8 protein-coding genes are annotated in these 11,874 nt (G+C 65.4%); 4 read left to right on the top strand and 4 right to left on the bottom strand.

From position 1 onward, the window contains the following. Positions 1-332: 332 nt before the first annotated feature. Together VNH11_23230 and VNH11_23225 are read left to right on the top strand one after the other, a co-directional pair. Positions 333-1,511 (top strand): hypothetical protein, encoded by a 1,179-nt coding sequence (locus VNH11_23230; GenBank protein HVA49297.1) that lies wholly within the window; start codon positions 333-335, stop codon positions 1,509-1,511. Positions 1,512-1,668: 157 nt separating this feature from the next. Continuing rightward, positions 1,669-6,489 carry a c-type cytochrome domain-containing protein gene (locus VNH11_23225; GenBank protein HVA49296.1) on the top strand — a complete coding sequence of 1,607 codons (4,821 nt, stop codon included), beginning with the start codon at positions 1,669-1,671 and terminating at the stop codon, positions 6,487-6,489. A 46-nt stretch (positions 6,490-6,535) separates the two neighbouring features. Here the strand turns inward: VNH11_23225 and VNH11_23220 are convergent, their stop codons facing one another. The 3 genes from VNH11_23220 to VNH11_23210 form a co-directional block, all read right to left on the bottom strand. After that, positions 6,536-7,108, bottom strand: a complete 573-nt coding sequence (locus tag VNH11_23220; protein HVA49295.1) for a hypothetical protein — start codon at positions 7,106-7,108, stop codon at positions 6,536-6,538. Positions 7,109-7,612: 504 nt separating this feature from the next. Beyond that, complete coding sequence (locus VNH11_23215) at positions 7,613-9,610, bottom strand: glycosyltransferase family 39 protein (protein HVA49294.1); 1,998 nt, start codon at positions 9,608-9,610, stop codon at positions 7,613-7,615. Continuing rightward, positions 9,546-10,433: a hypothetical protein gene (locus VNH11_23210; GenBank protein ID HVA49293.1), complete on the bottom strand. Its 888-nt coding sequence runs from the start codon at positions 10,431-10,433 to the stop codon at positions 9,546-9,548. The genes VNH11_23215 and VNH11_23210 overlap by 65 nt, the downstream gene beginning before the upstream one ends. On the opposite strand from VNH11_23210, the gene VNH11_23205 reads away from it, so the two are divergent. Continuing rightward, a complete protein-coding gene (locus tag VNH11_23205) occupies positions 10,426-10,767 on the top strand; it encodes a hypothetical protein (GenBank protein HVA49292.1) in 342 nt (113 codons plus the stop codon). The genes VNH11_23210 and VNH11_23205 overlap by 8 nt on opposite strands. A 286-nt stretch (positions 10,768-11,053) precedes the next feature. Here VNH11_23205 and VNH11_23200 read toward each other — a convergent pair whose 3' ends face one another. Continuing rightward, positions 11,054-11,335 (bottom strand): hypothetical protein, encoded by a 282-nt coding sequence (locus VNH11_23200; GenBank protein ID HVA49291.1) that lies wholly within the window; start codon positions 11,333-11,335, stop codon positions 11,054-11,056. Between the two features lie 226 nt (positions 11,336-11,561). Here VNH11_23200 and VNH11_23195 point away from each other — a divergent pair, with 226 nt between their 5' ends. Next, positions 11,562-11,801, top strand: a complete 240-nt coding sequence (locus tag VNH11_23195; GenBank protein HVA49290.1) for a hypothetical protein — start codon at positions 11,562-11,564, stop codon at positions 11,799-11,801. Positions 11,802-11,874: the final 73 nt, after the last annotated feature.

Below are 11,874 nucleotides of genomic sequence, written 5' to 3'. Positions count from 1 at the left end.
CGGCAAATGCCTTTTCACCGGTCCGTAGCAGACTTCGTGAGAAGTCCGGCGGCGTTGCGAATCGGTTTGGTGGCAAATCAACCCAAGCCAGTCGCGCGGTAGAAAGTAGGCAGACGCAGACAGGCGGCAAATGCCTTTTTCACCGGCCCGTAGCAGACTTCGTGAGAAGTCGCGAGTTCCGCGACGCCGGCCACGACATTTGAGCGCTTGTATGGTTTTCGATCGGTGCGTTTCGCTTCGGTCGCAAGGGCCTGTCTGGAAGCAGGTTAGATCATTTTTTTCCGCCCACGACACTTGTTTTTTTCACAAGCTTTCCTACGAGGTTCGAGACCATGAGCACCGCTGATACCAACCCCGACCCCACGCACCGACCGCCCTCTTCCGCGCCCGCGGCCAAGGCCCGGCCGGCACCGGCCCAACGGCCACCCCGGAAGCGCGATTGCCGCATTTATGAACGGCATATTCTGAACCGCGAGACGCAGCAGGCCGTCGCCGCCGATTATGGCGTGACACAGCAGCGCGTGGCCCAGATCGCCGCGCGGGTCGAAGCGTGGATTGCCCGACACCCGGAACATCGGCTAGCGCAACGAATGCGGCTGCGCTGTTCGCGGCGCTGGGAAACGCTCTGGTCGGAGGCGATGGCCAGTTTTGCCCGCAGCCGCGAAGATCGACGCACACACAAAGCGCGGCTGCGCGACGGCACGCTGCAGGAGGGCGGCCGGGCGCCGACGCAGACCATCAACGAAGAAACCGTCCGCGAGCAAAACGGCGATCCGCGGTTTTTGCAGGTGGCCTGGCGCGCCGCCGACCGCGAGCAGCAACTGTGGCTGCCCGGCGAGCGAACGGCCGCGTCGGTGGAACGGCCCGCGTCGGTCGCGCGCGTCGCCGAGCGGCACGGCCGGGCAGGCTTGGCAGGCGACGAGCGTTTTCCATACCTGCCGGCGGCCCTTGGCGATTTGGAGCATCTGGCCTGCGGGCTGCGCGGCACCGGCGAAAGCGCCGCCCCCGGCGCAGAAAAGACGGTGCCCGTCTCGACGCTGTTTGAGCGGCGGACGGCGGAGGCGTTTCGCTGCCTCGGCTTCGAGGTGCGCGAGCTGGGTCAAGGTTGCGGTCGCGCGGCCGATTGCCTGGCCATCGCCCCCCTGGAGCGGTTCGCCGCGATCATCGACGCCAAAGTGCGACGCCGCGGCTACGCGCTGGGGACCGACGACCGGCAGTTCTGCGAGTACGCCACGCGGCACACGCGCGAGCTGGCCCAGTCGGGCATCGACAAGGTTTACTTCGCGGTGGTGGGGAGCAGCTTTCGCCCGGACGATCTGGAAAAACTGACCGCTTTCCTGAGCGGCACGCCGATTCGCGGCGCCGTTTTTATCGAAGCCGCCGCGCTGATGAAGCTCGTCAACGACAGCATTCGCGACCGGCGGCAGTTCCGCCTTGAGCAGGTCGATCGGTTGCTGTTTGGAAACAAGATTCTGACCGCCGGCGAGCCCGCCTTGCGCAGTGACACGTAGCCCGGCTTGCTGACAAGCCGGGCGGCGGCCAAACTCTTGTCAACTGCCCGGCGGCGCGATACGCTGGTCTAAATCCCGCCAATCGGCCCAAACACGACCTTTGTGGTCGCCCGCCGGGCCGAACAACGCCCTTGAAAATCCCTCCTGGAAGCTCGTCATGCCACGGAACCGCCGTTCAATCTGGATTGCGTCTCTTTCGGTCCTTGCGGCCACCACCTTCGCGCGGCAGGCATCGGCTGAGGACAAGGTCATCCCCATCGCCGAAATCAAACGCGATACGCCGGTCGACTTCGAAAAAGAAGTGCTGCCGCTCATGAAGCGGAACTGCGTGGCCTGTCATAACGCCACCAAGGCCGAAAGCGGTCTCGTGCTCGAAACGCCGCAGTCGATCATCAAGGGCGGCGACAGCGGACCGGCCGCCGTCCCCATGAAAAGCGCCGAAAGCCTGCTGCTCGGCCGGGCCACCGGCAGCGTCGATTCGCTCATGCCTCCGTCGGGCAACAAGGTGGCCGCCAAGGCCCTCACGCCGCAAGAACTGGGCCTCATCAAGCTCTGGATCGACCAAGGCGCCGGCGGCATCGTCACGGGACAGTCGGGCGAGATCAAATGGCAATCGCTGCCGCCCGGCGTCAATCCGATCTATGCCGTGGCCGTCACGCCCGACGGGCAATTCGCCGCCTGCGGCCGGGCCAACCAGATTTTCGTCTATCACCTGCCCACCGGCCGCTTCGTCTGCCGGCTTACCGATCCCGAGCTGTTGAAGTCGGGCATCTACAGCCAGCCCGGCGTCGCCGATCTCGATCTCATTCAATCGCTGGCCTTCAGTCAGGACGGCATGCTCTTGGCCTCCGGCGGCTATCGCGACATCAAGATTTGGCAGCGGCCGCGGGACGTGCGTTTGACCAATTTCGACACGGCCGCCGCGGACGGCGCGCAGACGATCGCGGTCAGCGCCGATGGCAAATGGCTGGCCACCGCCGCCGCCGACAACAGCATCAAGTTGTGGGATCTTTCGACGGGCCAGCCAGCCCGTTCGCTGGCCGGGCACACGGCCGCGGTTAGCGCGCTGCGCTTCTCGCCCGATGGCACGAAGCTCGTTTCCGGCTCGCTCGACAAGTCGATTCGCATCTGGCAAGTCGCCGACGGCGCGCCGGCCGGTCGCATCGACACGCCTCAGCCCGTGCAGGCTCTGGCCGTTCTCGGCGCGGGCGAGCGGATTGCTTCGGGCGGCGGCGACAATAACATCCGCGTCTGGGCCGCCCCCGCGGGGGCCGCACGCTCCCTTGCCGGCCTGACCGGCGCGGCGACGGCTGTGGCCCTCAGCCCGGATAAGAAGCTGTTGGCCGTTGCCACCGCCGAAGGCCCGATTCAGGTGTTCGATCTGGCCAGCGGGCAAATTGCCAAGACGTTCGCGGGCCACGCCGGCGCCGTCACGGGCCTGCGGTTCCAGAGCAATGGCGCGCGGCTGGTCAGCGGCGGCGCCGATAAGACCCTTCGCGTCTGGGACGTCGCCGGCGGCCAGCCCGTCGTCAAGATCGAGGGCTTTGGCGCGTCCGTCGAATCGGTCGCCCTTCACCCCAACGGTAACCAGGCCGCGTCGGGCGGCGCCGACGGCCTCGTCGCCACCTGGAAGCTCGACACCCCTGCGCCACGTGCGCTGGGCGGCGCCGACGAAGCGCCGGCCACCGTGGCCGCCGTCAGCCGCGACGGCAAATGGCTGGCCACCGCGGGACTCGCGGGCGGCAAGCCGGCGGTGCTCGTTCGCGACGTGGCCTCCGGCGCGATCGCCAAAACGTTGCTCGGTCATGAGGCCGCGATCACCGCCGTCGCCTTCAGCGCCGACGCGGCGAAGCTCGTGTCCGGCTCGCAAGACAAGACCGCCCGCGTTTGGAACCTGGCCGACGGCCAGCCGATTTCCAAGTTCGCCGGGCACACGCAAGCCGTGACCGCCGTGGCGTTCGATGCCGGCGGCGGCCAGGTTGTTTCCGGCGCGGCCGACAACAGTCTCAAGCTATGGAACGTCGCCGACGGAGCGGAACTGAAGAGCTTTGCCGGGCATGGCGGACCTATCGTCGGCGTCGCCATGACGAGCAATAACCAACGGGTCATTTCCGCATCGGCCGATCAGACGGTGCGAAGCTGGAATCCGGCCGATGGCCAGCAGACCGGCTCGATCGCCGTGGGCGCCGTGGCGACCGCGTTTGCGCTGTCGCGCGACGACAGCCGTGTGGCCGTGGGATGCGCCGACAATACGGTCAAGGTGTTCCAGCTCGGCGACGGCAAATTGCTCGCCAACCTCACGGGCCACGCGGCCGGCGTTGCGTCGGTCGGCTTCAGCGCCGACGGCATGCGGCTGGTATCGGCCGGCGCCGGCGAACGGGCCATCGCCTGGGATGTTGCCCGTGCGGCACTCATCGAAAGCTTTTCGCTCGAAGGCGGCGTCACGTTTGTCCAATTCGCCGCCAATCCCAACGAGATTCTGACCGGCAGCGCCGGCAAGCTGGTGCAACAACTCACGCTTCACTTCCAGCGGCCATTCATTGGACACACGGGCAAAATCAGCGGCCTCGTCTACTCGAATGACGGCGGTCTGGTCCTCACTGCCGGCGCCGACGGGACCGTGCGTGGTTTCCAGACGGGCGACGGTGCTCAGCGCTACGCCGCACAGGCCGGCGGTCCCGTTCACGCCCTTGCCATCAGCCCCGACGGCAACTGGCTGGCGACGGCGGGCGAAGACAAGACGGTGCGCGTGTTCAACGTTGGCAACGGCTCGCCCGGACCCAAGCCGCCGTTTGCCGGCTTCACCGCGCCGGTGAAGAGCGTAGCCTTCTCGGCCGACGGCCAGCTTGTGATCGGCGGCGGTACGGAATCGATCGCTTTCAATCTGACGAGCGGCGAGGCCGTGCAAGCCTTCGTCGAGCAGACCGGCATCGTCGGCCTCGCCTCGGCCGGCGAGAAAGGCGAGTTGGTCGTCAGCGCGTCGGCCGACAAGTCGATTCGCGTCTGGCCGTTGTTGGCGCTGCGTCAGATTCCCGGCCACGGCCAACCCATCACGGCGCTGACGAACATGCCCGCGGCCAATCAGCTTTTGTCGGGCAGCCAGGACGGCAGCGTGCGGCTGTGGAACGTTGATAACGGCCAGCAGATGCAGCAACTCAACTACGGCGCGCCGGTGACGAGCGTGGCGGTGCGGCCCGATGGCCAACGCATTGCCGCGGCCGGGGCGAGCAACGTGGTGCGGCTATGGAACGGGCAGAACTTTCAGCAAGTGGCCGAGCTGAAGGGCGACTATCGCCTGCAGTTCCAGGCGGCCGAGATGGAACGCGCCGTCGCGGCCCGCAAGAACGAAGCGGCGGCCGAAGTCGCGGCGGTGAAGGCCGCCGAGAACGCCGCCAAGGCCGAAACCGATAACGTCAAGAAGGCGATGGACGCCAAGACGGCCGCCGACAAGTCGTTGGCCGAAAAGACCGAACCGGCCAAGAAAGCGGCCGACGAAAAAACCGCGGCCGACAAGGTCGCCGCCGATGCCGCCGCGGCCGCCAAGACGGCCGACGAAGCGAAGGCCAACGCCGCCAAGGCGGTGACCGACGCCGATGCGGCCAACAAGACCGCGGTCGAAGCGGTCGCCAAAGCCCAGACGGCCCTCAACGCCGACGCCAACAATCAAGACCTGGTCAAGGCCAAGCAAGCCGCCGATCAGGCGGCCGCCGACGCCGCGGCCAAGCTCAAAGCGGCCAAAGATACAATGGTCGCCGCCGACAAAACCGCCGCCGATGCCGCTGCCAAGCTGAAGACGGCCAACGACGATCTGGCCGCCAAAACCAAGGTGGCCAACGACATGGAAGCCGCCCGAAAGTCGGCCGAAACCACCAAGCTGGCGGCCGACAAGGCGGTCGATTCGGCGAACGTGGCTGCCAAGCGCGCGGCCGAGGCGATCCCCGTCGCCCAGCAAGTGCAGCAGGCAGCCGAAGCTCGCCAGAAGCAGGCCGAGGCCGATCTCGAAACGGCCAAGAAAGCTACCACGGCCGGCGAGTTGCCGCTGCGCGGCGTGGCCTTCTCGCCCGACAACCTGGAGCTGGCGGTGGCCGGCGACGACAAGCTGGTGCATACCTTCAACGCCGAGACCGGCGCGGCGGGCGAGGTCTTTGGCGGTCAGGCTGGGCCGGTGCTGGCCGTGGCTTACGCCAGCCCGACAAAGATCGTCTCGGCTTCGGCCGACAAGAGCGCCACGGTGTTCAACACGCTGGCCGAATGGTCGCTGGCCCGCGTGATCGGCGGCGGGGCGACTTCGCCGCTGGTCGATCGCGTGACGGCGCTCGATTTCAGCCCCGATGGCAAGCTGTTGGCCTCCGGCGGCGGCGACCCTTCGCGGAGCGGCGAACTGAAGCTGTGGAACGTGGCGGATGGCGCGCTGGCGCGCGACATGCCCGAAGCGCATAGCGACACGGTGCTGGGCATCGACTTTTCGCCCGACGGCAAGCTGATGGCCTCCGGCGCCGCCGACAAGTTCATTAAGGTATTCGACGTGGCCAGCGGCAAGTTCGTGCGGTCGTTCGAGGGCCACACGCACCACGTGCTGGGCGTTCGCTGGCGAGCGGACGGCAAGGTGTTGGCAAGCTGCGGCGCTGACAACGTGGTCAAGGTCTGGGACTTTGTGACGGGCGACCAGCTTCGCACCATTCAGGGCTTCGGCAAGGAAGTGACGTCGCTCAACTTTGTGGGCAGCACGTCGTTGGCGTTGGTCAGCTCCGGCGACAAGACGGTGCGGCTCTACAACGTCGACAACGCCCAGCAACAACGTGCCTTTGGCGGCGGCGCCGACTTCATGTACGCCGCGGCCACCACGCCCGACGGCAAGCTGGCACTCGCCGGCGGACAAGACAGCGTGTTGCGAGTCTGGAACGAAGAGAACGGCCAGGAGCTGCGCAAGTTCGAGCCGCCGCCCTCCGTGGCTCCTCCGCAGCAAGCCGCGAAATGAGATTTACTTCACGCGGCCGTCGTTGAAAGAATGGTCTCGGTCTTCGTCAAGTGGAACGGTCTTCGCCACTGTCGTCGCGCACGATCGTGCCGAATAGACACCCGCGCGATTTGCCGTCGCTCCAGGTGCCGCTGTAGTCGTCGCCGTCGATCAGGATCCGCGCGCGGAACATCCCTTTCTTGCCCTTGATCTGCAAGTCGGTGATCGTGATCACGGGCAGGTCGCCGGCCCACTCCACGTTGACCGGCGGCATATCGAACAGCAGATCGGTGCCCGGTATGTAGTATTCCAACTTCCAATGCCCCTTGTCGTCGAGCTTCGTGACCTTGCCCAGGCGGTACGGTGTGTCGGGCGAAACGGCTTCGATCTCCCGCTTTTGCCGGCGCCCCATGTGGCCCCGCAACGTGGCGCCGGACAACGTCCGCTCCAACTGCTCCTCCAGCCGCGTTCGATCCGCGGCCGCCATCGGCGCGGGCCGCGCGGTATGTTTCATCGCGGCCGGCTTCATCGGTTGGCGGGCCTTGGCCACGGACTGGCCGCCTGTCCGCCAACTTGCGAAAATCAGCCCGCCGATGGCGGAGAGGACCGCGGCCGCAATGAACAGATGTCCTTTGCTCATGGCAAACGCCTCCGAAACCTTTGAAGTGGCCGAGATGCTGGATGCAATCTAACGCGCCGCCGCGGGAGTTGGAAGCAGGCATCTCGGCCCAGAAGGAGTTCTCTGCGCGCAAGCGCGGATGGCCTCGGCGAGGACAGCTTGGCCCAGCGCATCGGATTCGGGGTGAGGGCTGAACAAAACGATCTTTCCTTGCCCGAATTGCGAGGCCAATACGGCCGGGGCGTCGACCATCGTGCCTCTTTGAAACGGATATAACCAGACTTCCGAGCGAAAACTGGCGAGTGCTACGTAGTCGGGCAGGGTCGGCTCGTTGGCGCGAGAGAACACCGGGCCGCCCGCGTAGTCCATTTGAAGCCGCGACAAGGGACCCCGGAAAAGTCGATGGCCCGCCTCGCTCAATTCAAGCGAGACGGGACCCCGGCCGCGATACGACGCGCTCACCTGCCCCTGGCCAGGCACGAACCTTTGCCCGGCCATTGGCCGCGCGTTGACGAGTTTCAAGCCTCATTCGTGGTTCACGCCCGCCAGATGCGCGCCGGCGCAGACGCCCACGTAACCGCCGCCACGACGCACAAACTCTCGCACGGCCGCTCGTCCAGCGGTCCCCAAGGCGCCACCCTGGACGCTCGCCTGGCCGCCGCCTATCAAGAGCACGTCATACCTTTCAAGGCAACCGCCGCGAAGATCGTGTTCCGTGACCGCGATCGATGATAAGCCGGCGCCGTCCGCGACAATGATCCCCGTCGCTCGTTCGCGCGCGGGCGTGCGCGTGTCGTGCGCCGGGGCGAACAAGGCCACCTTCACTGGACGGCGCGAAGATCGCGCCGCCGCCATCTCCTCAAGCAGCTTCGCGGACGACAGATTCGGCCCCATGATTTGCGGCAATCCCATCGTCCGGCGCACCCGATTCGCCTCCGACAGCTCAATCTGATAGACGCGCGTCGAGTACCCGATTGTCGCGACCGGCTGGAATCGCTCGAAATAGAGATACGCGCCGCTGGGGTCGTGCAGTCGCTGGAGGCTGACGACGTGCCAGCCGGGCACGGGACCGTTGGCGTCGATGCTTAGGCCGCGCCTCCTGGCTTCAGCGGCCGTGCCGGGCGGCGGCTCGCCGCGACTGCGAAGGCCGAGGCGCTCCAGCGATATGGAGCGCTCCAGCAACGTGTAGGGCGAGTCGGCATCCGCATGGCCGCAGAGCCAGCGGCGAACGTAAAAGTACTCTTGCGACCAGCTTAGACTCGAACCGAGCATGTAGCGATGGCCGTTGGCCGGGCCGCCGACGACCTCATTGAAGTACGACATCGTGTGCGGGAACACCGCCAAGCTGCTCGCCATCGACCATAACACCGCGCCAAGCACGACTGCCGACCGCCAGGGCTTTTTCCAGCCCGCCTGATTCGCCGATTGGCTGATCCAAACGAACGCGAACGGGAAAGCGGGCAGGGCGTAGCGGAAATGACCGCTGAACCCGCTTTGGGAGCTCACGAGCGCCAGCACGGCGACGGCCGGTGCGAGAACCGCGAAGTCATCGAAGGCGCCCGGCGCACCCGCGTTTTGCCGTGAAGGGGTAGAGCGTAAGCGATTCCGTGGCCACCAGCGCCGTAGCAGAGCCAACGAGGTCAACAGGCCGAGGCACCACGTCCCTAAAGGAACCTTGATGGCCAGGCCAACGAGATAATAGTACCACCAGCCGTGGTCCGACCATTCGCCGAGCAGATAAGACGGCAAGCCCTTTTCGAAGTCCGCGCGTTGCAGGTCGACGCCGCGGACGAATTCCGCGGGCAGCGGCACCGGCAGCCAACGTAGCCAGTCGAGTGGGAGACGTAGAGCGGGCATACTTGCGCCATCGGGACTGCCTCCGCCGCCAAAGAGGCGGCGGGCAAACTGGAACCGGCCAAGCGGCGTCATCGCGCCATCGAAGGCGTAGCCGAGATTCACGACGTAAACGCCGATAAGCAAAACCGCGGCCAGGCGGGCGGCGCCGGGCTTTTCCGCCGCGGCGGCACTTCGACCGCCGCCTCTCCACACCGTCCAAACGGCGGGCCAGACTGTGAAGAGTACAAGCCATGTCATCTTCGACAGTAACGCCAGCCCCATGAACAAACCCGCGAGCATGGCGCGTCGCCACGTAGGCAGCCGCAACCAACGCCAGAAAGTGTATCCGGCGGCGGCGCCCATCGCCGCGGCGGCGCCGTCCGTGCAGACGAGCGACGACCAAGTGAGGATGTTGGGGCAAAAGCACCAGAGGCACAGCGCGGTCAGCCCCGCTTTGCGGCCGAAGAGATCCCTGGCCCAAAGGTAACAGACGAGACCGCCCATGACGGTGAACGGTAGAATGGCCCAGCGCGCGGCGATGAGGAGCTGGCGCCAGCGCTCGGGATGCGACTCGACGAACTGTTCGCCGAGCACGAACTCCGGCCGTGGTTGGGGTGCGCGCTCAAAATCGCCCCAAATCGGCTCGTGCGGCATGAAAACGATGGGCAGCGTCGCCACCGCGCGCATCAAGGGCGGATTCACACCATACAAATCGCGTGCCCCATTGCGATTCTGGCGTCTTTCCGGCTGGCATGCGCTTGGGACGCACTGGCTTCTCCTGCAATCCTTCCCCGTTCCAATAGCCCACGATGCGGTTGATTCGATAATCGACTGCTGGCGTGTTGATCGGCAGGTCCATCGATTTCAACGTGAAGCGATCCGGCGAAATCGTGGCAGGCGCCTCAAAATTCTTGACCACATAAGTTCTCTCAAGTCCCGATGGCATCGCTTCGCGCCTTGCGGTCACGCGGCTGGGGAACGGCCAACTCGGTTCCCCACCCGAGAACTCGGACGCGACGTCGATGTGGTAGCCGGCGCCGCTCATCGTTTTTCGGTGAACGCGAAAGGACGGCTCCTCGATCCAATACTCAGCGACATCCCCATCGTCGCGCTCGGATTTGACACGCCAAACGTCGTGGCCACGGATCTGGTCGCTCCCGACGACACTGAGAGCTTCGCCCGTATGGTACCACAAGCAGTCCTTCACCGTCAGGTTGGCCGGCAAAAAATCTGAGAGCCCCAGCACCCTCGGATCAAACGCTACGTCACCGCGGACTCCTGTGGCGTGCTCGAGGTCGTAAATATGCACGTCCTCACCTTCGACACGCCGAAATCCATGAAACTCGTCGCCGTCCCGGATGATGACCTCGCCTGGAACAAGCCCAGGAACTTCCCCCTTAAAAACCTCAAACCGCAAACGAGACTGGTCCATTTCCGCAAGCCCTTGGATCGTTCGCTGGCGGGCGGACGGCAAGGTGCTGGCAAGCTGCGGCGCCGACAACGTGGTCAAGGTCTGGGATTTTGTGACGGGCGACCAGCTTCGCACCATTCAGGGCTTCGGCAAGGAAGTGACGTCGATCAACTTCGTAGGCAGCACGTCGCTGGCGCTGGTCAGCTCCGGCGACAAGACGGTACGGCTCTACAACGTCGACAACGCCCAGCAGCAGCGGGCCTTCGGCGGCGGCGACTTCATGTACGCCGCGGCCACCACGCCCGACGGCAAGCTCGCGCTGGGCGGCGGACAAGACAGCGTGTTGCGTCTGTGGAACGAAGAGAACGGCCAGGAGCTCCGCAAGTTCGAGCCGCCCCCCTCGGCCGCTCCGCCGCAGCAGGCCGCGAAATAGGGTGGGAGCGAGCGAGCTTGCGAGCGCCGGCCCGCCGATTGGAGGCATCAGGCATCAGGCATCAGGCATCAGGCATCAGGTCGTTAGTCCTGACGCCTGACCCCTGAAACCTGACGTCTAATGATGGTGGGCCGGCGCTCGCAAGCTCGCTGGTCCCACCCTACAGCGCAGCCGCTAGAGTGGGGCCGCAGGCGCCTTCATGACGCGCTCCACGGCCATCCTGGCCGCGACGATCTGCAGGCTGCGACCCCGTTGCAGTCCAATATGTCAGGCTGGAAAGCCCGACCTAAGTTTCGTTCGAGGGTGCCGGCGATTGGCTGGCGGCCCGCTGCTGGATTTGCTCCAGCGTTTGACCGAGCCGTTTGCGGCCGCCTCCCGCCGATGCGGGCCTGGCCGGGCCTTCGGCCATCAAAAGCGGCTTTGCCGGCTGCAACACCGCCAGCAACTGTGGGCTGACTTCATCCTTTTCGTTCGGCAAGCCGAGTTGCTCGACCGCGTCGGAAAACCCCAGCAGCACCGCGCGACGCACGTTTTCACGGATCCAACCGTAGAAGCCTGGTTTGCTCATCTTCCGTCCTGTTCCTCACGGAGGCGATTGCGGCAACGGTCGGGAATCTTACTAAACCCGCGCGCCGGCGAAAAGGGCAAAGTTGGAGGCATCAGGCGCGACGGGTGCATAAGGGGAATTGCGCGCGGAGCGGATTCGGTGGAAAATGTCAATCGGAGAGTTTGAAGGTTTTTTGTATGCTAGCCGCCGAGCTGGGCGGATTGGGAAGCCCAGAGAAGAAACTACCATGTTCAAGGATGAACAGAATGATCCGTACGAAGATCAGCGAACACGAGCAAAAGCGAAGCAAGACACCCAGCCTTTTGCCAGTGGCGCGCACGCGGTCGTTTGGGCGGTTTTTGAGCGAAGCGCGCGGGTGGATATGGCCGAATTGACCGCGGGAAAGAGGGGTGATGCGATCCGCGCACGCGACCGGCTCACGGAAACCGCGCGGCGCGCGGCATCAACCGGTCGAGGCGCTGGTTGAGGCGGCGCGCGGCATTCAGCGAAAAGCGAGATCGGCGAAACGAAGGCCCTGGAACCAAAACTTCCCCGACCGG

The sequence above is a fragment of the Pirellulales bacterium genome, assembly GCA_035533075.1.
In the GTDB taxonomy this organism is placed as follows: Bacteria; Planctomycetota; Planctomycetia; order Pirellulales; family JAICIG01; genus DASSFG01.
This window is presented reverse-complemented; position numbering and strand designations above follow the sequence as displayed.

Bases quoted from the DNA above. Each gene is read 5' to 3' on its own strand.
- VNH11_23220 (HVA49295.1), bottom strand. From the start codon at position 7,108: ATGAGCAAAGGACATCTGTTCATTGCGGCCGCGGTCCTCTCCGCCATC.
- VNH11_23230 (HVA49297.1), top strand. From the start codon at position 333: ATGAGCACCGCTGATACCAACCCCGACCCCACGCACCGACCGCCCTCT.
- VNH11_23225 (HVA49296.1), top strand. From the start codon at position 1,669: ATGCCACGGAACCGCCGTTCAATCTGGATTGCGTCTCTTTCGGTCCTT.
- VNH11_23200 (HVA49291.1), bottom strand. From the start codon at position 11,335: ATGAGCAAACCAGGCTTCTACGGTTGGATCCGTGAAAACGTGCGTCGC.
- VNH11_23215 (HVA49294.1), bottom strand. From the start codon at position 9,610: ATGCGCGCGGTGGCGACGCTGCCCATCGTTTTCATGCCGCACGAGCCG.
- VNH11_23195 (HVA49290.1), top strand. From the start codon at position 11,562: ATGTTCAAGGATGAACAGAATGATCCGTACGAAGATCAGCGAACACGA.